At 69.2% G+C, this 22056-nt stretch carries 17 protein-coding genes; 9 read left to right on the forward strand and 8 right to left on the reverse strand.

The window, feature by feature from the left end:
* Nucleotides 1-84 precede the first annotated feature (84 nt).
* Entirely contained in the window at nucleotides 85-1110 is a 1026-nt protein-coding gene (locus ACLJOO_RS33660) for a LacI family DNA-binding transcriptional regulator (protein WP_410791695.1), read from the forward strand.
* Here the strand turns inward: ACLJOO_RS33660 and ACLJOO_RS33665 are convergent.
* Genes ACLJOO_RS33665 through ACLJOO_RS33685 form a run of 5 tightly spaced genes read right to left on the reverse strand, consistent with a single transcriptional unit; the run spans nucleotide 1086 to nucleotide 8681 of the window.
* Nucleotides 1086-2987, reverse strand: coding sequence for a beta-galactosidase (locus ACLJOO_RS33665; RefSeq protein ID WP_410791696.1), 1902 nt, complete (start codon nucleotides 2985-2987; stop codon nucleotides 1086-1088). The genes ACLJOO_RS33660 and ACLJOO_RS33665 overlap by 25 nt on opposite strands.
* Nucleotides 2984-5155: a carbohydrate-binding protein gene (locus ACLJOO_RS33670; protein ID WP_410791697.1), complete on the reverse strand. Its 2172-nt coding sequence runs from the start codon at nucleotides 5153-5155 to the stop codon at nucleotides 2984-2986. The genes ACLJOO_RS33665 and ACLJOO_RS33670 overlap by 4 nt, the downstream gene beginning before the upstream one ends.
* A gap of 7 nt (nucleotides 5156-5162) precedes the next feature.
* The gene (locus tag ACLJOO_RS33675) at nucleotides 5163-6065 is read right to left on the reverse strand and encodes a carbohydrate ABC transporter permease (RefSeq protein ID WP_410791698.1); all 903 of its coding nucleotides are present in this window, start codon (nucleotides 6063-6065) and stop codon (nucleotides 5163-5165) included.
* A complete protein-coding gene (locus ACLJOO_RS33680; RefSeq protein ID WP_410791699.1) occupies nucleotides 6062-7009 on the reverse strand; it encodes an ABC transporter permease in 948 nt (315 codons plus the stop codon). The genes ACLJOO_RS33675 and ACLJOO_RS33680 overlap by 4 nt, the downstream gene beginning before the upstream one ends.
* Nucleotides 7010-7016: 7 nt before the next feature.
* Complete coding sequence (locus ACLJOO_RS33685; RefSeq protein WP_410791700.1) at nucleotides 7017-8681, reverse strand: ABC transporter substrate-binding protein; 1665 nt, start codon at nucleotides 8679-8681, stop codon at nucleotides 7017-7019.
* Between the two features lie 109 nt (nucleotides 8682-8790).
* On the opposite strand from ACLJOO_RS33685, the gene ACLJOO_RS33690 reads away from it, so the two are divergent.
* Complete coding sequence (locus ACLJOO_RS33690; protein WP_410791701.1) at nucleotides 8791-9981, forward strand: ROK family protein; 1191 nt, start codon at nucleotides 8791-8793, stop codon at nucleotides 9979-9981.
* A gap of 166 nt (nucleotides 9982-10147) precedes the next feature.
* Nucleotides 10148-12937 (forward strand): glycoside hydrolase family 3 C-terminal domain-containing protein, encoded by a 2790-nt coding sequence (locus tag ACLJOO_RS33695; protein WP_410791702.1) that lies wholly within the window; start codon nucleotides 10148-10150, stop codon nucleotides 12935-12937.
* 16 nt (nucleotides 12938-12953) lie between these two features.
* Here ACLJOO_RS33695 and yicI read toward each other — a convergent pair whose 3' ends face one another.
* Nucleotides 12954-15023 carry an alpha-xylosidase gene (yicI, locus tag ACLJOO_RS33700; protein ID WP_410791703.1) on the reverse strand — a complete coding sequence of 690 codons (2070 nt, stop codon included), beginning with the start codon at nucleotides 15021-15023 and terminating at the stop codon, nucleotides 12954-12956.
* Nucleotides 15024-15144: 121 nt separating this feature from the next.
* Between yicI and ACLJOO_RS33705 the strand changes: the two genes are divergently transcribed.
* The 6 genes from ACLJOO_RS33705 (at nucleotide 15145) to ACLJOO_RS33730 (ending at nucleotide 20448) form a co-directional block, all read left to right on the forward strand.
* A complete protein-coding gene (locus ACLJOO_RS33705) occupies nucleotides 15145-15822 on the forward strand; it encodes a response regulator transcription factor (RefSeq protein ID WP_410791704.1) in 678 nt (225 codons plus the stop codon).
* Nucleotides 15823-15836: 14 nt separating this feature from the next.
* Nucleotides 15837-17249 (forward strand): sensor histidine kinase, encoded by a 1413-nt coding sequence (locus tag ACLJOO_RS33710; RefSeq protein ID WP_410791705.1) that lies wholly within the window; start codon nucleotides 15837-15839, stop codon nucleotides 17247-17249.
* Nucleotides 17250-17304: 55 nt separating this feature from the next.
* A complete protein-coding gene (locus tag ACLJOO_RS33715; RefSeq protein WP_410791706.1) occupies nucleotides 17305-17949 on the forward strand; it encodes a LysE family translocator in 645 nt (214 codons plus the stop codon).
* Between the two features lie 33 nt (nucleotides 17950-17982).
* The gene (locus ACLJOO_RS33720; RefSeq protein WP_410791707.1) at nucleotides 17983-18177 is read left to right on the forward strand and encodes a DUF1918 domain-containing protein; all 195 of its coding nucleotides are present in this window, start codon (nucleotides 17983-17985) and stop codon (nucleotides 18175-18177) included.
* 163 nt (nucleotides 18178-18340) lie between these two features.
* Entirely contained in the window at nucleotides 18341-19591 is a 1251-nt protein-coding gene (locus ACLJOO_RS33725; RefSeq protein WP_410791708.1) for a DUF222 domain-containing protein, read from the forward strand.
* Between the two features lie 68 nt (nucleotides 19592-19659).
* Nucleotides 19660-20448, forward strand: a complete 789-nt coding sequence (locus tag ACLJOO_RS33730; protein WP_410791709.1) for an SDR family oxidoreductase — start codon at nucleotides 19660-19662, stop codon at nucleotides 20446-20448.
* On the opposite strand, the gene ACLJOO_RS33735 is transcribed toward ACLJOO_RS33730, so the two are convergent.
* Together ACLJOO_RS33735 and ACLJOO_RS33740 are read right to left on the reverse strand one after the other, a co-directional pair.
* Nucleotides 20445-21041, reverse strand: coding sequence for a superoxide dismutase family protein (locus ACLJOO_RS33735; protein WP_410791710.1), 597 nt, complete (start codon nucleotides 21039-21041; stop codon nucleotides 20445-20447). The genes ACLJOO_RS33730 and ACLJOO_RS33735 overlap by 4 nt on opposite strands.
* A gap of 63 nt (nucleotides 21042-21104) precedes the next feature.
* Nucleotides 21105-22001 (reverse strand): LysR family transcriptional regulator, encoded by an 897-nt coding sequence (locus tag ACLJOO_RS33740; protein ID WP_410791711.1) that lies wholly within the window; start codon nucleotides 21999-22001, stop codon nucleotides 21105-21107.
* Nucleotides 22002-22056: the final 55 nt, after the last annotated feature.

The following is a 22056-nucleotide window of genomic DNA, read 5'->3' on the forward strand; positions in this document are numbered from 1 at the left end:
AACGTGGGCGTACACAGGGATTAGAGTGGTGTCGAAGCGCTTCGACTGGGGTAGAACTGGGACAGGCTCAGGAAAGGGGACGACGTGGTCACGATCGCCGACGTCGCGCGGCACGCCGGGGTTGCGGCCAGCACGGTCTCGTACGTGCTCAGCGGGAAGCGGACGATCTCGACCGACACCCGGGAGCGCGTGCAGCGCAGCGTCCGCGCCCTCGGCTACCGCCCGAACGCGAGCGCCCGCGCGCTGGCCAGCCAGCGGTCCAACGTGCTCGCGCTGGTGATCCCGCTGCGCACCGGTATGCACGTCCCGGTGATGATGCAGTTCGCCGCTGCGGTCGTGACCACGGCCCGCCGGTACGACCACGACGTACTGCTGCTGACCGCCGACGAAGGACCGGACGGGCTCGAGCGGGTCGCGCAGAGCTCGCTCGTGGACGCGCTCGTGGTGATGGACATCGAGCTCGACGACGAACGGGTCCCGGTCCTCCGGGAGCTGCCGATGCCGTCGGTGCTGATCGGTTACCCGGACGACGCCGACGGACTCACCTGTATCGACCTGGACTTCGTGGCCGCCGGCGCGCACTGTGTCGACCACCTGGCCGACCTCGGCCACCGTTCGCTGGCCCTGCTCGGGACGCCGTCCGCGGTGTACGAACGGCAGACGGGCTTCGCGCAACGGACGCTGACCGGTTTCGCGGAAGCCGCCGAGCGCCGCGGGGTGGTCGGCGTCGAGACGCCCTGTGAGCACACGTTCGACGCGATCCTGCACACGGTGCGTCAACTGCTCGACGAGCACCCGGACATCACCGGCCTGGTGGTGCAGAACGAGCCGATCATCGGACCGCTCCTGGACGTCCTGCGCCGGCTCGGCCGCCGGGTCCCCGACGACATGTCGCTGGTGGCGATCTGCGCGGACGACGTCGCCGAGCGGCAGGTTCCGCAGTTGTCGTCGGTCTCGATCCCCGCGGAGCGGATCGGCGGCCAGGCGGTCGAGTCGCTGATCACGAAACTCGAGGGCGGCGACGTCCCCGCGCTGACTCTGCTGCCACCGGCCCTCACGGCGCGCGAGAGCAGCTGCCAGGCGCCTCACCGTGATCTCACCACCGCGTAACCACCCGGCGGCAACGGCAGCTCGCCGACGACCAGCTCGCTCCCATCAGCCGGTACGTCGACCTGCGCGTCACCGTGGTTGATCAGGAACGTCCACGTGGTGTCGCCGGCCCGGCGCCGTACCGTCTCGACCGGTGATGCCGACAGGCCCAGCAACCTCGCAGCGGTCTCGTCGTCCACCTCGGTCGACACGTACCAGGCGACGCCCGCGCCGAACTCGTGCCGCGTGATCGCGGGCTTGCCGTCCAGCACGCCACCGGCGTACCGATCGATCACCTCGGCCGACACGGCCCGCACATCCTCGCTCCACACCCGCCCGCGCCCACCGGACGACAAGGCGACCTCGCCGTCGATCGGCAGCGGGTGGAACTCCTCCACCCGGACGCCGAGAAGCTCCGTGAACGTCCCCGGATACCCACCGAGCCGGACCCGCAGGTCGGGGTCCACGATCCCGCTGAAGTACCCGACCACCAGCTGCCCGCCGCCATCGACGTACGCCGTGAGCGCTGCCGCGGCCTCGTCGCTCACCAGATACAGGCTGGGGACGACGACTGTCGTGTACGACGAGAGGTCCGCGGTGGGCGACGCGAAGTCGACCGTCACGCCGGCCCGCCAGAAGTGCCGGTGCGCCGATCGTGTCGCGGTGAGGTAGTCCAGTGCCGACGACGGCAGATGGGTACCCTGCATCGCCCACCAGCACTCGGCGTCCCACAGGATCGCGACCTCGGCCTCGACCTTGCTCTCGGCAACTTCCGCCAACTGCGGCAGGACCGCGCCGAGCTCCGCGACCTCGCGGAAGGTCCGGCTGTCCGGCCCGGCGTGCGGGACCATCGCCGAGTGGTACATCTCGGATCCACCACGTGACGCCCGCCACTGGAAGAACAACGCGCCCTGCGAGCCCCGCGCGATGTGCGACAGGCTGTGCCGTGCCATCCGGCCCGGCTCCTTCGCCTGCAACCGGCGTCCGTCGATGAGCGTCCCGGCTGCCTGCTCCATCAGCAGCCAGGACCCGCCTCGGGCCCACGACCGGGCCAGGTCCGCCGCGAACGCGGTCTGCTCCTCCGCGCCGGTCGCGTCCGGATAGTTGTCGATGGCCACGACATCGACCGCCGCGGCCCACTGCGCGTGATTCACCGGCACCCAAGGGCCGAAGACGAAGTTGGTCGTGATCGGCAGCTCCGAGAACGTCCGCAGTTCGGCCTTCTGCTCGAGGAACGCCGCCAGCAGCTCGTCCGACCAGAATCGCCGGTAGTCCAGGAACTGGGTCGGATTCACCAAGTACTGCGTTTTCCGTGGCGGCTCGATATCCGTCCAGTCGGCGTACCCCTGGCTCCAGAAGGCGGTCGTCCACGCCTCGTTGAGCCGGTCCAGGTCGCCGTACCGCTCCTGGAGCCACTCGCGGAAACGTGCTGCCGCCAGCGAGCAGTGGCACGTGGTTCCGTACTCGTTGTGCACGTGCCACATCGCGAGGGCCGGGTGGTCTTGATACCGCTCGGCCAGGGTCCGCGCGATCCCTCGTGCGGCGTCGCGGTACGCCGGCGCGCACGCGCAGTACGTGTCCCGGCTGCCGTGCGTCAGGCGTACGCCGTCCGCTGTGACCGGCATCGCCTCCGGGTGCAACCGGCTGAACCACGGCGGCGGTGACGCGGTCGGGGTGGCCAGGTCGACGCTCACACCACCGTCGTGCAGCAGGTCGAGCACCTGGTCGAGCCAACCGAACTCGTACCGCCCTGGCGCGGGCTCCAACGACGACCACGAGAACACCCCGAGAGTCACCAGGTTGACCCCGGCCTGCTGCATCAGGGCGACGTCTTCCTTCCACACCGCCGGATCCCACTGCTCGGGGTTGTAGTCGCCGCCGTACCAAAGTCGCGTCATACCGGCTCACCGTAGGGGATCCCGAATCCGTTGGTAGACAGGTACACCCGCCCGTAAACCCGCGGATCACCCGCGATCGCCTCACCGGTAGACGCGTACTGGTGCCTGTCGTCGTTCACCCGCACCCAGGAGCCGCCGCTGTCATCCGACCGGAAGATCCCGCGGACGCCCGCGACCTTCCCGGACGTGTACGCCGCCATCTCCCGGCGGTGTGGCGCCGCCTTGCCGAAGCCGATGATGTACGCCTCCTCGATCGTTGTCACGGGCAAGTACGTCGATCCGCGATCGACCGATCGGTACAGCCCACCGGCGCCGGCCGCGAGCCAGCAGTGTCCGGCCCGGTCCAGCACGGTCTCGAGCTTCCCGCCGCCCGTCGGCAGACCGGTTGCCGTCGCCGCGAAGGCGGCGCCTCCGTTCGTGCTCACGTACGCCGTACCGGTGGCCGGATCGAATCCGTAGAACACGCTCCCGTCGACCCGATCGCCGGCGAGCACCGACCCGGCGGGCAGGCCGGCGACGGCGATCCAGGTCGCGCCACGATCGCGGGAGTAGTGCGCGACGACATCGCCCGGTGCCCAGACGATCGTTCGTGCGTCGGCGCCAACCGCCACGCGACCCGTCTGCGTCATCCCTGGCGGCTCGCCCGCGAACGGCTGCCAACTGCTCCCGGCGTTGGTCGAGTACGCGCCCCGCTCGCCGGCGTTCGCGTTCGCCAGCCGGACGACGAATCCCGGGGCGAGCGCCGCGTAGTCCAGGCTCGGCGACGTACCGCTGACCGGATTCGACGCCTGCCCGTCCGGCGGTACGACGTCCAGCCGGTCGTGCCGGTAGACCCCGATGTCCCCGAGCGCGCTGATCAACGGCGGACCCCACGGCGGACTGATCAGATCGAGGACGGCAGTCTCCTCGAGACCCTGCGCACGGACCGACCAGTGCGTACTGCGACCCGCCTCCGCCCCGGTCACGTCGTCGGTGCCGAAGATCGTCGCACCGGTCACGTACATGACCTTGTCCGAGTCGAACGGATCGATCGAGATGTCGCCGATCATCCAGCCGAGCTTCGGGGTGCCGTGGAAGTCCAGGTATGGCGCTCCGGACGTGTCGAGCACGATCCGCTCGCCGATCGAATGCCAGGTCCGGCCGCCGTCGACAGAGCGGAAGACATCGTCGACCGGACCCCACCGGCTCATCGTCGACACCATCACCGTGCCGGGTTTGCGCGGGTCGGTGGCGAGTCCGCCGTACCCGAAACCGGCTTCACCACCGGTGTTCGGGCGCAGTGGGGTGATGTCGGTCCACTCGCCGGTCGCGGTGTTCAGCTTGTGGACGGCGCCGTCGTACATCTCGTACGGTCCGGGGAGGTCGCCGTACGTGACATAGATGTTGCCGTCGGCCCCCAATTCGCCGTGATGGGGTAATAGCCCGGTCGGCTGCCCGGGGACCGCCGTCCAGGTGCGGCCGGCGTCGGTGCTGCGGTAGAGCGGGTTCGCCGGATCCGCGACGCCGGCATAGATCGTGCCGTCGCGCCGGTCGAAGAAGACGAAGCCGATACCGATCCCGGGTTTCCCGGTCACCGGGAAGCTGTCCACCCGGGACCAGGTCACGCCGCGATCGCCGCTGCGCCACAGCCCCTGGTTGCGGGTACCGAACAGCAGCACGCGGCCGTCGCGGGGGTCGACGACGAGTCGCTCGCCCATCGAGCGGCCAGGCTCGTTGCCGCCGAGCTTGAACGGCAGGTCGGTCCGCTCGAAGGTGCGTCCCTGGTCGCAGGATCGCAGGATCGCGCCGTTGATCGGCGACCATTCGTTGGTGTAGGTGCCGACCGCGAGGTACAGGCGTTGCGGATCGGCCCGGTCGAGCGCGAGACTCTCGACTCCGGTCAAGTTCCACTCGTCCCAGCCGACCCAGTGCAACAGTTGCACCCAGCGCTGGGTGCGGTTGTCGAACCGCACGGCTCCGCCGATGTCGGTCCGCGCGTACACCAGGCCGCGCTTCCCCGGATGGTGGACGATCCCGGTGACGAAGCCGCCACCGACGATCTCCACGTTGCGCCAGCGGTACGAGCCCGCCGCTCCTGCCGACCCTGCTGCCGTTGCGGTTGTCGCCGACGCCGCGGCCAGAGCCGTGCCGGTGCCGAGGGCAAGGAAATGCCGTCGTGCCAGGTTCATCGTGACCTCACCCCTTCACCGCGCCGATGATGACGCCCTTCTGGAAGTGCCTCTGGATGAACGGGTAGACCAGCAGGACCGGCACGATCGCGATCACCACGATCGCCATCTTGATCGCCAGACCGGGCGCCGGTGACAGGCCCGCGATGCCGGTCGCCACTCCGCCGGCACCCGTCGGCAGCGGCTGCTGCTGCACGATGTAGGTCCGCAACACCATCTGCAGCGGCCACTTGCTGTTGTCGTTGATGTACAGCAACGCGTTGAAGAACGCGTTCCAGTAACCGACCGCGTAGAACAGTCCCACCACGGCGACCACGGCCTTCGACAACGGCAGCACGATCCGCCGCAGGATCGCGAACTCGCCGGCCCCGTCGATCCGGGCACTGTCGATCAGCTCGCTCGGGATACCCATGAAGAACGACCGCATCACGATCAGGTTGAACGCCGAGATCGCGGCCGGCAGGATCAGCGACGCGTAGTGGTCGATCAGCCCGAGCGCGTTGACCACGAGATAGCTCGGGATGATGCCCGGCCCGAACAGGAACGTGAGCAGCACGACGAACAGCAGCGGCCGGTGGAACAACGATCCCGGCCGCGACAACCCGTACGCCGCCAGCACGGTGATCCCGAGGCTGAACGCCGTACCGATCGCGGTGATCCCGACACTGATCAGCAACGCCTTCGTCACCACTCCGCCGGAGAGCAACTGCACGTACGCCGCAACAGTCAGTTCCCGCGGTACGACGACCAGCCCGCCGGCTCGGGTTACCGCCTCCGTCGAGGACAGGCTCGTCACCACCACGACGTACAACGGGAACGCGACCGCGAGCGCGATCAACGTCAGCACCACCGGCTTGCCCAGCCGACCGGCAACGGTCGGTTCTTCCTCCCAGACAGCTCGTGCGCTCATGACTTCGAATACACCCCCTGCTCGCCCACCATGTGGGCGAATCGGTTGGCGACCAGAACGAGGACGAGGCCGACGACGCCCTTGAAGAGGCCGGCCGCGGCGCCGTAGCCGAAGTCGCCGACGAGCAGGCCCTGGTAGTAGACGTACGTGTCGAGTACCTCCGCGGCGCCACCGCCGACGGCGCTGCGTTGCAGGATGAACTGCTCGAACCCGACCGTCAGCGCGTCACCCAGTCGCAGGATCAGCAGGAGGACGATCACCGGGCGCAGACCCGGCAGCGTGATGTGCCAGAGCCGGCGCCACCGGTTCGCGCCGTCGGCCGCGGCGGACTCGTAGAGCTCCGGGCTGATGGTCGACAGCGCCGCGAGGAACACGATCATCCCCCAGCCGGCGTCCTTCCAGACAGCCTGCGCGGTGACGAGCAGGATGAACGTGTCCGGTTTCGTCATCAGGTCGACCGCCTGGTGTCCGTGGTCGCGCAAGGTCTGTGCGAGCAGGCCGGCACCGCCGATCATCTGCTGGAACAGCGACACGACCAGCACCCAGGAGAAGAAGTGCGGCAGGTAGACGACGCCCTGGATGAGGTTGCGGAGCTTCGACGACAGGACGCTGTTCAGCAGCAGCGCCAGGGCGATCGGGATCGGGAAGAAGAACGCGAGCTGGACCGCGGTGATCGAGACGGTGTTCGCGACCGCCCTCCAGAAGGCGGGTTCGGCGAACATCCGCTGGAAGTTCCCGAACCCGATGAACTCGCTCCCGCGAATCCCGGCGTACGGCGAGTAGTCCTGGAAGGCGATCACGTTCCCGAGCGTCGGGAAGTAGTGGAAGACGCCCAGCAGCACCACCACCGGCAGAACCATCACCAGCAGCGGCCAGTCCCGCCGCAGCCGATGCCGCAACGTCATCCCGCCGGCCCGGGCCGTCCGCGCCCTGGCACCACGCACGCGCACCCTACCGACCGTTGTCACTGAGGACCTTCGCGTAGAACTCCCGGCCTTCGTTGCCGCCGTTGTCCTGCCACTGCTTGACGGCGGTCTTCAGCTCGCTGACCGGCTTGCGACCGCGGTAGATGTCCTGCAGGGCGTCGTCGAACGGCTGGTTCAGCGCCGCCATCTTGGCCGGCTGCTCGACCCGGATCCCGTCGAACAGGTTCTTCTCCCGGACCTTCGCGGACGCGTTCTGCCACGCGCTCATCGACTCGACGTACCCCGGGTACTCGCTCTCGGTGATCGCCGTCGGACGGCCGCCCAGGAAGATGTACGTCTGCGAGACCTCCTTCTGTCCCAGGGCGGTGAGCTTCGGGGCACCGGACGGCTGCTTCGTGTAGTGCTTGCCCTCGACACCGTAGTTGTAGAGCTGGTACTCCTCGGTCCCGAACGGCGCCGCCGTGTAGTTCATCACGCCGAGCAACTCCTTGACGCGCTCCTCGCCGAGCCCCTTCTTCACGAAGGTGAAGATGCCGGCCGGGTCGCCGCCCCACGTGATCGGCGTACCGCCGTCGTGCGCGAACGGCATCACCGGCTGCGGGTTGAACTTCGGGTTGACCGTCTGCTGCCGCTGCAGCGACTCGTGCCAGCCTCCCGGCCCGTTCTGCCGGATCAGGAACTTGCCGCCCTCGAACAGCGCGTTCTCGTCCGCGCCGGCGTTCGCGACCACTTCCGGGTGCACGTACCCCGACTGGAACAGCCTCCGGATGAACGCCACCGCCTCCTCGAACTGCGGTGTCTCGATCTTGTTGACCAGCTTGCCGCCGGAGTCCTTGATCCAGCCGCCCGGCACCCCGAACGCCCGGTGGACCTCGTCGGCGACCGAGCCGAACGCCCACCGGCCCGCCTTCGCGTCGGTCAGTTGCTTGCCCAGCGCCAGCAGGTCGTCGGAGTTCTTCGGCGGCTCCGCGCCGAGCTGGTCGAGGATGTCCTTGCGGTACATCAGCATCCAGGGAAAGCCGTCCGACGGGAACGGCACGGCCTTCAGCTGCGAGTTCCAGACGCCGTACGCCCAGGCCCGGGTCGGCAGGTTCGCCAGCATCGGGTACGCCGACACCTTGTCGCCGGCCAGGTGCGGTGTGAGGTCCTCGAACAGCTTGTCCGCGGCCTGGCCGAACCGGGTCAGGCTGGAGATGTTCCAGCCCGGGATGCAGAGCAGCTCCGGAACGTTGCCGGCCGCAAGGATCGGTCCGAGCTTGTCCCCGTAGTCGTTGCCGTTCAGGATGTTGAACTTGACCGGCGCGCCGATCCGTTCGTTGTTCGCCTCGAAATACGAATTGCCGGCCAGCGGCGGGATCGGGCTCCACAGCGGCGTCATCGCGGTCACTTGCTTGCCGCTCGGCACCATCTTGTCCGGCACCGCCCGCTTCAGCTCGGCCGGGTAGTGCGAGAAGCCCGGCGAGGCGCCGTTCTCTCCCGGCAGGTCCGGCTTGGCCGATTCGTACGGGGTGTACTTCGGCAGCAGTCCGGACAGCTTGTCCTCGGTCTCGGCGCGGCCCGTCGTACTGGACCCCGAACCGCCGTCCGAGCAGCCGGTCAGCGTCACCCCGCCCGCGGCCGCCGCCGCGCCGGCGCCGAGCAGGGAGATGAAGGTGCGGCGGCTGGTGCCGCCGATCTCTGGTCCGGTCACGTCGCATCCCCTAGACTTAGTTGGGCTAGTAGCCAAACAAATTAACGCAGAGCCGACAGCACGACAAGGTGTAGAACTGACCCAGTACTTCTTTCGAACGGGACGGACCTTGATCACACAGACCGCGGATCACACCGACATCCGCGCCACCAACCTGGCGGCGGTGCTGGGCCACCTGCGCCGCGAGGCCCCCTGCTCGCGGGCCGCGATCGCGGCCCGGACCGGGCTGAACAAGGCGACCGTGACGAGCATCGTCGGCGAGCTGCTCGAGCGCCGGCTGGTGCGCGAGACGCAGCAGACCCAGAACCACGTCGGCCGCCCGGCGACGCTGCTCGTGCTCGACGGTTCGGCGTACGCGACGATCGGGCTCGAGGTGAGCGCACGCGGTCTGACCGCACTCGGCTGCGACACGGCCGGTGAGCAGGTCCTGCGCTGGCACCGCGCCGGGCCGGGCGTCGACGCCGGCCCGGCGAAGACCATTGCCGCCGTCGCCGCGTTGGCCCGCCGGGCGATCACCACTGTGCAGTCCTCCGGGCGGCAGGTGCTCGGCATCACGGTCGGCGTACCCGGTCTGGTCAATCGCGACGGCGCCGTCGTACTCGCCGCCGGCCTCGGCTGGAGCGACGTACCGCTGCGCGCCGAGCTCGCGGCAGCGCTCGGACGGCCCGACATCCCGGTGACGGTCGACAACGACGCGTCGCTGGGCGTGCTCGCCGAGCACCTCTACGGCCCCTACGCCGGTACGGCGAACCTCATCCAGCTCACCGGCGACACGGGAGTCGGCGCGGGCATCATCGCCGACGGCAGGCCGCTCGCGGGACATCTCGGGTACGTCGGCGAGATCGGGCATCTGCGCCTGGTCCCGGATGGACCCGCGTGTGGTTGTGGACGCCGCGGGTGTCTCGAGGCGCTCGCCAGCCTGCCGGCGATCCTGGAGCAGGTCGACGGCAGCATCGACGACGACCCGCAGCACCAACTCGAGACGCTGATCCGGCGCGCCGACGCCCAGGACGCCGCCGTCACAAAGGTGCTCGCCGAGGCCGGGACGCACCTGGGCCACGGGATCGCGGCCCTGGTCAACATCCTCAACCCCGAGATCGTCCTCCTCGGCGGCGCCTACGCCCTGCTCGCCGAGCACCTCTCCCCCGCCATCGACAAGGCGCTCCGCGAGGCCACGATCGCTCCCGACGCCGGCGGCTGCACCATCGCCGCATCCACCTTCCCGCACACCGCCACTCCCCTGGGCGCCACCGCTCAGGCCCTCACCCCACTGACCAGCGGGCGGCTGCCAGCCCGCTGAGCCCGCTGGAAAGCGTTGCCCCCGTTCCGCGTCGCCGAGGTCTTGACCCTCAGCTCCCGGGATGCAACCCTCTGTTCACGCCCGTCTGTCGAAGCGCTTCGACCAGCTTCCGCCGCCCGGTTGAATCGAAGCGCTTCGACACCAGCCCGTGTGGAGTCGACCGCCGATGAGTACTCCAGCTTCTCCCCCGTTCCGCGACCCGTCCCGGCCGATCGACGCGCGGATCGACGACCTGCTCGCCCGGCTCACCCCGGACGAGAAACTCGCGTTCCTGCACCAGCACCAGCCGCCTGTCCCGCGGCTCGGCGTGGAGGCGTTCCGCACCGGCACCGAGGCCCTGCACGGTGTCGCCTGGCACGGTCCGGCGACGGTGTTCCCGCAGGCGATCGGCCTGGCCACCAGTTGGAGTCCGGAGCTCGTCCGCGCCGTCGGTGACGCGGTCGGCGACGAGGTCCGCGTGTTCCACCAGAAGGACCCGGTCGGCGTCGGCCTCAACGTCTGGGCGCCGGTGGTCAACCCGCTGCGCGACCCGCGCTGGGGCCGCAACGAGGAGGGGTACGCCGAGGATCCCTGGCTGACCGGGGTGATCGCGACCGCGTACGGACACGGTCTGGCCGGCGACGATCCGGCGTACCTGAAGACTGCTCCGACCCTGAAGCATTTCCTCGCCTACAACAACGAGACCGACCGCTGCACGACCTCGAGCAACCTGCCGCCACGGGTCCTGCACGACTACGAGCTACCGGCGTTTCGTGCGCCGATCGAAGCGGGCGCAGCGGTCGCGGTGATGCCGTCGTACAACCTGGTGAACGGACGGCCCGCCCACCTCAGCCCGCTGATCAACGACGTACTCCGGACCTGGACGACCGACGAAGTGCTGGTCGTCAGCGACGCGTACGCACCGGCGAATCTGTTCGGCCTGCAGCAGTACCTGCCCGACGGACCGACCGCGTACGCCGCAGCACTCAAGGCGGGCGTGGACAGCTTCACGCAGGACGGCACCGACGCCGTCCCGAGCATCGAGCGGTTGCGAGCTGCACTCGACCGCGGGTTGATCACGGCCGCCGACCTCGACTCCGCCGTACGGCGGGTGCTCGCGATCCGCTTCCGGCTGGGTGAATTCGACCCGTCCGAGCTCGACCCGTACCGGGCGCTCGAACCCGAACTGGTCAACTGCCCCAGCCACCGCCGGCTCGCCCACGACGCGGCGCGCCAGGCGATCGTGCTGCTCAAGCACGAATGCCAGGTCCTGCCGCTCGATGCATCGATCCGGGTCGCCGTCGTCGGACCACTCGCGGGCACACTGTCGGAGGACTGGTACGCCGGGACCCTGCCTTACCAGGTCACCGCGCTGGACGGCCTCATCGAACGGCTGGGCCACGAGCGAGTCGAGTACTGCGAGGGCGTCGACCGGATCACGCTGCGGATCGCCGGGTCGTCGTCGTGCCTCGTTGTCGGTGACGACGCGGTGCTGCGGACGAGCATCGACCCTGGCGAGTTCGATCTCTTCGACTGGGGTGGTGACGCCTGGGCGTTGCGCTCGGTGCGCAACGGGCGGCACCTGACCGTCACCGACGAGGGTGAGCTCGTCGCGGACCAGCCCGGTCCGAACGGCTGGGAGGTCAAGCAGACCTTCCGGCTCGTGCAGTCGTCGAACACCCTCCGCATCCAGCACCTGCACAGCGGCCGGTACCTCCAGGTCGACGCGGACGGCACGGTCGGCCTGGCGGACGACGGAACCGCGTTCGAGCTCGACGTGGTGGTCGACGGCGCGGCGACGGCCGCCGAGCTGGCCGCCCGCGCCGATGTCACGATCGTTGTCGCGGGCAACCACCCGCTGGTGAACGGTCGCGAGACCGAGGACCGGGAGACCCTGGACCTGCCGCCGGCTCAGGACCGTCTGATCCGGCAGGTGCACGCGGCGAACCCGCGGACGGTGCTGGTGCTGAGCAGCAGCTACCCGTACGGGATCGGCTGGGCGCAACAGCACCTCCCGGCGATCCTGTGGTCCGCGCACGGCGGGCAGGAGTACGGTCGCGCGCTCGCCGACGTACTCTTCGGCGACGACGACCCGGCGGGGCGACTGACTCAGACCTGGTACCACTCCGCCGCCGACCTGCCCGGACTGCTCGACTACGACATCATCGCGACAGACGCGACGTACCTGTACTACCGGGGCACACCGCTCTACCCCTTCGGCCACGGCCTCAGCTACACCACCTTCACGTACGGCGACCTGCGGCTGAGCGCACCGTCGACGGCGGCGGACGGCGAGGTCCGCGTCACGTTCACCATCACCAACACCGGTGATCGCCCGGGAACCGAGACCGCTCAGCTGTACACGCGGCAGCAGCGTTCACGGGTCAAGCAACCGCTGCGGCAACTGCGCGGCTTCCGCCGCGTGGCACTGGATCCGGGCGAGACCGCGGAGATCGAACTGACCGTCGCGGCTGCGGACCTCGGTTTCTGGGATGTGACCCGGGACCGGCGCTGCGTCGAGACGGCGCGCCACAGCATCATGGTCGGCCGGTCCAGCACCGATCTGCGCCTGACCGCGACCCTCGACGTGCGCGGCGAGCGGATCCCGCCACGAACGCTCACCCGCCTCGCCGCAACCAGCTTCGACGAGTACTGCGCCATCACGCTGACGACCGCCGCACGCGACCGCGGCGACGCGGTCGTCTCGCTGGAACCGCAAGCCTGGTTGGCCTTCGACGACCTCGTGGTCGAGCCGGCGACGTACCAAGCCCGAGTCGCCAACCGCGGCGATCGACCCGCCACCATCGAGCTCCGTCTGGACGATCCGTTGCACGGTGAACTCCTGAGCACCGTGCAGGTGCCGCCGACGGGCGAGCTCGTCGCGATCGCGGGCGAGCTCGCCTCGGTGACCGGCGTACACACGCTCTACGCGGTGTTCTCCGCAGCCGACGTGGTCTTGGAGAGCTTCACGGTGTAGCGCTCGCAGGTGCCCTCTACGATGCGGGATTCCACCTTTCGTCGCGGAGCGTGAGCTCGATGACGGCCGGGTCTGCCAGCTGGATCACCGCGCCCTCACGGACGTACAACGGCAAGGTGTCGAAACCGTGCGTCTGGTGCATCCACCCAGGACCGGTCAGCACCTCATCGGTCAGCAGCGACGTCCAGCGTCCCCGCGGCAGGTAGAACGAGACCTCGCCGTCGAAGCTCATCACCGGCGCGACGAGCAGGTCCGGGCCGAGCATGTACTGGCGATCCAGATAGGCGGCAGCAGGATCGTCCGGGAACTCCAGCACCATCGGCCGCATCATCGGCACCCCGTCCCGATGCGCCTCTTCGGCGGCCGCGACGAGGTACGGCATCAACGACAGCTTCAGCTTGGTGAACCTCCGCAGTACGTCGACCGCCTCGTCGTCGAAGGCCCACGGCACCCGGTACGACGACGAGCCGTGCAGCCGGGAATGCGACGAGAGCAGACCGAACGCCACCCACCGCTTGAAGATCGCGGGATCAGGCGTCCCCTCGAACCCGCCGATGTCGTGACTCCAGTAGCCGAAGCCCGACGAGGCCAGCGACAGCCCGCCGCGCAGCGATTCCGCCATCGCCTCGAACGTCGACTCGCAGTCGCCGCCCCAGTGCACCGGGAACTGCTGCCCGCCGGCAGTGGCGGAGCGCGCGAACAGGACCGCGTCGCCCTGGCCCCGGTTCTCCTCGAGCAATCCGAACACGGCGGCGTTGTAGAGCTGCGCGTAGTAGTTGTGCATCCGCTCCGGGTCGGAACCGTCGTACCAGACGACATCGGTCGGGATGCGTTCGCCGAAGTCGGTCTTGAAGCAGTCGACGCCGATGTCGATCAGCGCCTGCAGCTTCGAGCGGAACCACGCCGTCGCGTCCGGGTTGGTGAAGTCGACGATCGCCATCCCGGCCTGCCACATGTCCCACTGCCAGACGGAGCCGTCCGGGCGCTTCAGCAGGTACCCGAGCCGGCGTCCCTCCTCGAACAGCACCGAGCGCTGCGCGATGTACGGGTTGATCCACAGACTGACCCGCAGCCCGCGCTCCTTCAGCCGGCGGACCATCCCGGCCGGATCCGGGAACGCGACCGGATCCCAGACGAAGTCGCACCAGTTGAACTGCCGCATCCAGAAACAGTCGAAATGGAAGACGCTCAGCGGCAGGTCCCGCTCCGCCATGCCGTCGACGAACGCGCTCGTGGTCTCCTCGGTGTAGTCCGTGGTGAACGAGGTCGACAACCACAACCCCATCGACCAGGCGGGGACGCGGGCGGGTCGTCCGGTGAGGGCGGTGTAGCGGCGCAGTACGTCCTTCGGCGCCGGGCCGGCGAAGACGTAGTACCCGAGCTCTTCGCCTTCGACGCTGAACTGGTTGCGGGACGTCACCTCCGAGCCGAGCTCGAACGACACGCGGGCGGGGTTGTCGACGAGTACGCCGTACCCCTTGCTGCTCAGATAGAACGGGACGTTCTTGTACGCCTGCTCGCTCGACGTACCGCCGTCGGCGTTCCAGCTGTCGACCACCTGACCGTTCTTGACGAACGCGCCGAACCGCTCGCCGAGCCCGTAGATCGTCTCGCCGACCCCGAGTGCCAGCTGCTCGTGCACGTAGCGCTTGCCGTCGGCATCGGTGATCAGCCCGACGCTGCGCTCCCCCGAGTTCGTCAGTGGCTTCCCGTCCTGCTCGAAGCGGACGTCCCACGGACCTTCGAGCGCGATCACCACGCTCAGCTCGCCGGACGTCAGCCGCGCCTCGGTCGCGCCGACCTCGACCTTCACCGGATGCTCGTCGTCGGTGTTCAGCCGGTACGACGGCCGTGCGGGCAACCCGCCGAGATGGTGCGCGATCCGGACGCCGATCACACCGCGCGCCGGCGAGGAGAACGTCACCGTGAACATCGGCTGGTTGAGGGTGTCGCCCCGCCGCTCGATCCGCCGGGCCGGCGCGAACACGGTCAGATCGCGGTCCCCCACCTGCACGCTCTCGACCTCCGCCGGCCGCAACCGGGTGAGCCCCGCCCGTAACTGCCAGTACCCATCGGTGAACTTCATCGTGGACAGCCTCTCTCGGGGGGTTGTCGAAGCGCTTCGACAACCGTAGGGATGCCGCCTTCACGACGTCAAGTTGTGGCCTCTCAGCGGATTCTCAGCGGTCAGCGGTGAGACTGTGAGAATGCGAGTGCTGATGGTCGAGGACGAACTCCGGCTGGCCGACACGGTGCACCGTGGGCTGACCGACGCCGGTTTCGTGGTGGAACTGGTCCATGACGGCGAGAACGCGGTGTGGGCCGCGACCGAGCACAGCTACGACGTGATCGTGCTGGACATCATGCTGCCGAAGCTGAACGGGTACCGCGTGCTCGAACTGCTCCGGGCGCGCGGGATCTGGACGCCGGTGCTGATGCTGACCGCGAAGGACGGCGAGTACGACCAGACCGACGCGTTCGACCTCGGCGCGGACGACTACCTGACCAAGCCGTTCAGCTTCCTGGTCCTGGTCGCCCGGCTGCGGGCGCTGATCCGGCGCGGCGGGCCGGAGCGCCCGGTGGTGCTGACGGCCGGCGACCTGACGCTCGACGTGGCCCGGCGACGGGTCGAGCGCGACGGGCGGGAGATCACCCTCACGCCCCGCGAGTACGGGCTGCTGGAGTTCCTGATGCGGCACCGCGGGGACACCGTCAGCAAGGCCGAGATCCTGGCCGGCGTCTGGGATCCGGCCTTCGACGGCGACCCGAACGTCGTCGAGGTCTACGTCCGGTACCTGCGGAAGAAGATCGACACCCCGTTCGCCCGGCACGCAATCGAGACCATCCGCGGGATGGGCTACCGCATGAACCCCGAAGGCGGCTGAGCGAGACTAGGTATGTGAGCACGGTGGTGCGACGTCGCGTCGACGGGTGGTACCGGACCGCCGGGGGTCTGCGGCAGGCCAGTGTGCGGAGCCGCTCGACGGCGGCCGCGGTGATCGTGGTCGCCGTGGCGATGATGCTCGGCGCGGCCGCGCTGCTGCTGCTCCTTCAGCGCGCTCTGATCACCGAAGTGTCCGACGCCGCCGAGGGCCGCGTCGGCGACATAGCCAGGCAGGTCAGCGCGAAGGGTACGGCGGGACTCACCGCCGACCTCGCCGAGACCACGCGCGCCGGCCAGCTGATCCAGGTGCTCGACCCGTCCGGCCGGGTCGACGCCGCCTCGTCGACCCGGGTCGACACCACCCCGCTGACCGACCTCCGCCCACCGGCCGATGCGCTGCTCCGGTCCCAGGTCGGCGAGATGCCGCTGATCGACGACGACCACTCGTTCCTGATCGTCGCCCAGGGAGCGGCGTACAACGGCCGCACGTACACCGTCGTGGTCGCGTCGTCCGTGGAGACGCAGCGGCAGACGGTCGTGACCGTGGCGAAGTACCTGGCGATCGGGTTCCCCGCGTTGCTGATCGTGGTCGGGGTCGCCGGGTGGCTGATGGTCGGGCAGGCGCTGCGGCCGGTGGAACGGATCCGCGGCCGGGTGCAGCGCATCGGCACGCGGGATCTGACCGAGCGGGTCCCCGTACCGCAGACCCGGGACGAGATCGCGCGGCTCGCGGTGACGATGAACGAGATGCTCGACCGGCTGGAGACCGGGCAGGCGACACAGCGGGCGTTCGTGGCGGACGCCAGCCACGAGTTGCGGTCGCCCCTGGCCACGCTGACAGCGGCGCTGGAGGTCATCGAGGCGGACACCACCGGGCAGGCGTGGCACGAGCTGCGTCAGGTGATGGAGACCGAGACCGACCGGATGCGGCAGCTCGTCGAGGATCTCCTGCTGCTCGCGAAGGCCGACGACACCGGCATCCGGATGCGGCAGGTCGATGTGGATCTCGACGACCTGGTCGCGGCCGAGATCCAGCGGCTACGGAGTTCGACACCTGATCTGACCGTTACCGGCGACGTCCATCCGGTCCGGGTCGTCGGCGATCCGGCCCGGTTGAGCCAGGTACTGCGGAACCTCGTCGACAACGCCGCCCGCGCCGCACACACCACGGTCCACCTGACCACGGCCGAGCAGAACGGATCCGCGATCATCACGGTGTCCGACGACGGCGACGGAATCCCCGAGCAGGACCGGCAACGGGTCTTCGAACGCTTCGTCCGCCTGGACACCAGCCGCTCCCGCGCCAGCGGCGGCTCCGGCCTAGGCCTGTCCATCGCCCGCGAAATCACCCGAGCGCACAACGGCACGATCGCCCTGACCTCCTCAACCTCCGGCGGCACCACCGCGACCGTCACCCTCCCGAACTGACCACAGAGCGAAAACCTGGCCGACCCGGCGACACCTGTGGGTCAGGATGGAACGCATGGACGTCTCGGTGGTGCTCGGGTTCCTGGTCGCGGTCTTCCTGGTCAGCGTCGTACCAGGACCGGACATGCTGTTCATCGTCGCGAACGCGGCGGCGGGTGGGCGACGTACCGGGGTCGTCGCGGCGGCCGGGATGTCGACGGGTCTCGCGGTGCACAGCGTCGCGGCAGCACTCGGGCTGGGTGCGTTGATCCAGGCGGCGCCGCAGGTCCTGAACGGCGTACGGATCGCGGGAGCGGCCTTCCTGCTCTATCTGGCGTATCTGACCTGGCGTGCCAGCCGGCAGGAGGTCGGGGCGCCCGAGGACGCGCCGCAGCTGCCTCGACGAACGCTGCGCCGGACGTACCTGATGGCGACCCTCACCAATCTGGCGAATCCGAAGGTGATCCTGTTCTACCTGGCGTTCGTCCCGCAGTTCATCACGACCGGGAGCGGTAGCTGGCCGGTGACGGTGCAGTTCCTGGTGCTCGGCGCGGTGTTCATCCTGGTCGGCTTCCCCGTCGACGCGAGTGCGGCGCTGCTGGCCGGCACGCTCACCGAGAGGTTCTTCCGTACCGGGAGCAGGATCCGGCGGCGGCTCGAGCGGGTCACGGCCGCGATCTTCGCGGGGCTCGCCGCCAGGCTCGCCATCGACATCCACTGAGGAGTGGACCAAGCTGGGGAGGAGGAGGTGGGTGTGGTGAAAGCTGCAGCAGGAGACCAGGTCGTAGTGGAGAGTAGCCACCTGTCGGCACACCGGCGCGAAGGACAGATCGTCGAGGTACACGACCCGAACGGCGCACCGCCGTACCTTGTCCACTGGACCGACACAGACACCGAGTCACTGTTCTTCCCAGGCCCGGACGCCCACATCGTGCACGCCGACAGCTAGCAGACCGCCGAATCAGTCCGGCTCGGGAACCCTCCCGACAGCGGATCCACTCGATCTGTTCGCTTGTGGATAAATTGACAGGAAGTTGCCAATTGCGGGATCCCTTGTAGATAAGGGCTTTGCGGGCCGGAAACTGTCCGTGGTGGTGTCTAGGGTCGTGTGTATGGTGATCTTGGACGAGCGACCCGTATGGTCGATGAGCGGTGGCGAGAAGCTGTCGGCTCTCGACGCGGCGCACGCCGAGATTGCGCGCCTCCAGGTGCGCTGCCTCCACCTGACAGCCGGGCTCGACGCCGACGGCTATGCCCAGGAGGTCGGTGCTCGCGACACGGTGCAACTGCTCTCGGTCCGCTACCGCCTGGACGCCGCCGACGTACGCCGAGACCTCCGCCTGGCTCGTGCCCTGCACAAGTACCCGGCCGTGAACGCGGCCCTCGGCACCGGCCGCCCGGACAGCTCCAACGACTCCGACAACTCGACGCCCCGGACATCGGTGAACCTGGGACAGGCCGACGCGATCGTCTCCGCGCTCGAGAAAGTGCCGACCGCGGCCGGCGTGCCGGTCGAGGACCTGCGTGTCGCCGAGGAGGCCATGGTCGAGGCAGCCGGCCTGCTCCCGCCGGCCGACCTGCGCAAGCTCGGCAACGAGATGCGCGAACGGCTCGACACCGACGGCCCCGAGCCCCGCGGCGACGAGGACGAAGCGTCGTCTCGCGAGGCCTTGTGGATCAAAGCGGCCGATCGCGGCGTCACCTTCGGCGGCTACCTCGCCGACGAGAACGCCGAACTCTTCCAGACCCTGATCTTCGCCGGTGCCAAACCGCACAAGACCCACGACGGTCAGCGCGACCCGCGGCCGCGCAGCAAGCGACAGGCCGACGCCCTCACCGCCGTCCTCACCACCGCGGCCGGCACCGGATCCGCAGCGCCCAGCCACGGCGACATCAAGCCACACATCACCGTCACGGTCGACCTCGAAGACCTCAAGAGCGCCGCCGGCACCTCCGGCCGCGGCCACCTCGTCCACGGCGACAACCTCTCTGCCGCCGCCGTACGACGGCTCGCCTGCGACGCCGGCATCATCCCCCTGGTCCTCGGCTCCAACTCCGAACCCCTCGACGTAGGCGCCGAACACCGCTTCGTCACCCGCGCCATCCGCCACGCCCTCAACGCCCGCGACAAAGGCTGCATCGCCTGCGGCGCACCGCCCGGCATATCCGAGGCCCACCACATCACCCACTGGGCCGACGGCGGACCGACGTCTCTGGACAACCTCGCCCTCCTCTGCAAACGCGACCACAACAACGTCCACCGCGGACAGCTCACGGTCTCAATGAACAACGGCCACCCAGTCGTCAGCCGCCCCGCCTGGGCCGACCCCGACCCACCGCCCCTGCTCGGCAACACGGCCTAGAAGGGCTCCCGGCGGACGTCGAACAATCCGGTTGCCGACCGGGCGAGCCGTCCACCAGGATCGCTGGCATGACCGAGACAGCGGCCCAGCTATTAGCTCAGCCAACTGCCCGCCCTGTCGCGCTCGTCACCGGCGTGGGCCGTACCGTCGGCATCGGCGCCGGCATCGCCCGCCGGCTCGCCGCCTCCGGCTGGGACATCGCCTTCAGCTACTGGACGGCGTACGACGACCGCATGAGCTGGGGTGTGCAGTCCGGGGCCACCGACGAGATCGCCAAGGAGCTCCGCGGCCTCGGCGCGACAGTGGCGCCGATCGAGGCCGACCTCACCGATCCTGCGGCTCCGGAGCAGATCTTCACCGCCGCCGAGGAGCAACTGGGTAAGGTCACCGCGCTGGTGATGTGTCACTGTGAGTCGGTCGACTCCAGCATCCTCGACACAACCATCGAGAGCTTCGACCGGCACTTCGCCGTCAACGCCCGTGCGACCTGGCTGCTGATCCGCGAGTTCGCCCGGCGCTTCTCCGGAGCCCACGGCACCGGCCGGATCGTGGCGCTGACCAGCGACCACACCGTCCACAATCTCCCGTACGGCGCCAGCAAAGGCGCGCTCGACCGGATCACTCTCGCGGCTGCCCACGAGTTGTCCGAGCTCGGCGTCACCGCCAATGTGATCAACCCGGGTCCGATCGACACCGGCTGGATGACCGACGAGATTCGCGCCGCCTGCCTCCAGCAGACTCCACTCGGTCGCCTGGGCACGCCGCAGGACACCGGCGACCTCGTCGTCTTCCTCTGCTCGCCCCAAGGTCAGTGGATCAACGCCCAACTCCTGAAGAGCAACGGTGGCTCGGCCTAGTTCCAGGTCAGGGGGAGGCAGGCGAGGCGGGCGCCGGCGGTGCCGTGGTGGTCGGTTGCGTGTTCGTGAATGACGATGGAGCGGTCGCCTGGTTTCGGCGCGAAGGGTACGGCGGTCGACGCGTTCGCCGCGCCGCTAGGGCTGACGGTGAAGTCGAGCCAGATCTCGCGTTCGCGGTCGACGCGTGCCGGCTTGCGGCCGTTGATCACGTCGGTGTTGTAGTGCGGTCCGGCGGCCGCGCCGTCGCCTGCCACGCACGGGCCGGTGTGCAGATGCGCGCCGAACGTGCGACCGGCCGCCGTACGCCCGACTCCGGTCACCTTCAGGCGAACGGTGGTTCGTGCGCCCTGCGACACCATCACGACCACCGCCCGCCCACTCTCGAACGGCCCGTGCGGCGCCAGCGCGCGCAGCGGCCCGTTGCTCGTCGCCACGTTGAACTCCCCCGCCACCGGGATCGAGACTTCACCCGACGGTACGCCGGGCGGCCGCTTCGGTCCCGCGATCTGGGCGGCCGCCATCGGCCCGGCGATGACGCCGATGACTCCTAGCACGCCGACCGCGGCAAGAACGCCACGCATAGTTCCTGTCATGTCTCCCTCTCCGGACCCGAACCACTGCCCCGGGCGGGGTGACAGCGAACTCCCGCGAGGCTATCAAGCGCTCGGCTTCCGCACCGTCGCCGCCGCGGCCTGAAGGTTGGCGAGTGTCGTCCGCACCGCCCGCCGAGCCGTCCGCTCCGGCCGATGCAGCGCATCGATGTGCCGCCGCGCGTGCACGCCCCGCATCGGAAGGAGCACGAGGCCCGGATGCGAACGGGCCGTCCACCGCGGGATCAGCGCCAACCCGGCGCCGGCGGCAACCAATTCGGCGACCACGGTGAACTCGTTCACCCGGTGGACCAGTTCGAGCCGATGGTTGGCCGCCGCCCCGATCGCCTCGATCGTCGCCATCAACGGGAACCCGTCGTGCACGGTGATCCACGGCTCCCCCGCCACGTCCCGCGGCGACACCGACCGCTTCGACGCCAACGGATGATCGACAGGTACGGCGACGTCCAACGGCTCATGCAGCAACGGCGTGACCGCAACGGTCCGCGGCCAGGCAGCAGCATGATCCAGCCGATGCGCCAGTACGACGTCGTACTCCCGGGTCAACGGCGGGAACTCGTCCTGCGGAACGTCTTCGTCATGCAGACTGACCCGCGGCCCGTCCCCCGCCCGCAGCAGCGAAGGGAAGAACGCCGCGGCCGCACTGTGGAACGCGGCGACCGACACGACCGCATCCGGCTGCTCGGCAAACTCATCCACCACCTGCCGGGCCCGCGCCAGCGCTGACTCCACGTCCGCAGCCGCCCCGGCCAACGCGCGCCCGGCCGCGGTGAGTACGACCCGGCGGCCGTCGCGTTCGGTCAGGGGTACCGGCATCGATCGTTGCAGCAAGCGCAGCTGCTGTGAGATCGCCGACGGCGTCACGAGCAGCGCCTCCGCGGCCGCGGTGACGCTGCCCAGCTCACCGACTTCCCGGAGCACGCGCAGCTGCCGTTCGTCCATCCAGATACTTTAGCTGTCCTACAGCGTTGCTGAAGACATTGGTACTTGGCTTCAA

The sequence above is a fragment of the Kribbella sp. C-35 genome (genome assembly GCF_046549195.1).
GTDB lineage: Bacteria > Actinomycetota > Actinomycetes > Propionibacteriales > Kribbellaceae > Kribbella.

What these genes read in the sequence shown, in the direction of transcription:
- ACLJOO_RS33665 (WP_410791696.1), bottom strand. Translation starts at nt 2,987, where the DNA reads ATGACGCGACTTTGGTACGGCGGCGACTACAACCCCGAGCAGTGGGAT.
- ACLJOO_RS33670 (WP_410791697.1), bottom strand. Translation starts at nt 5,155, where the DNA reads ATGAACCTGGCACGACGGCATTTCCTTGCCCTCGGCACCGGCACGGCT.
- ACLJOO_RS33675 (WP_410791698.1), bottom strand. Translation starts at nt 6,065, where the DNA reads ATGAGCGCACGAGCTGTCTGGGAGGAAGAACCGACCGTTGCCGGTCGG.
- ACLJOO_RS33695 (WP_410791702.1), top strand. Translation starts at nt 10,148, where the DNA reads ATGAGTACTCCAGCTTCTCCCCCGTTCCGCGACCCGTCCCGGCCGATC.
- yicI (WP_410791703.1), bottom strand. Translation starts at nt 15,023, where the DNA reads ATGAAGTTCACCGATGGGTACTGGCAGTTACGGGCGGGGCTCACCCGG.
- ACLJOO_RS33705 (WP_410791704.1), top strand. Translation starts at nt 15,145, where the DNA reads ATGCGAGTGCTGATGGTCGAGGACGAACTCCGGCTGGCCGACACGGTG.
- ACLJOO_RS33715 (WP_410791706.1), top strand. Translation starts at nt 17,305, where the DNA reads ATGGACGTCTCGGTGGTGCTCGGGTTCCTGGTCGCGGTCTTCCTGGTC.
- ACLJOO_RS33725 (WP_410791708.1), top strand. Translation starts at nt 18,341, where the DNA reads ATGGTGATCTTGGACGAGCGACCCGTATGGTCGATGAGCGGTGGCGAG.
- ACLJOO_RS33730 (WP_410791709.1), top strand. Translation starts at nt 19,660, where the DNA reads ATGACCGAGACAGCGGCCCAGCTATTAGCTCAGCCAACTGCCCGCCCT.
- ACLJOO_RS33735 (WP_410791710.1), bottom strand. Translation starts at nt 21,041, where the DNA reads ATGACAGGAACTATGCGTGGCGTTCTTGCCGCGGTCGGCGTGCTAGGA.
- ACLJOO_RS33740 (WP_410791711.1), bottom strand. Translation starts at nt 22,001, where the DNA reads ATGGACGAACGGCAGCTGCGCGTGCTCCGGGAAGTCGGTGAGCTGGGC.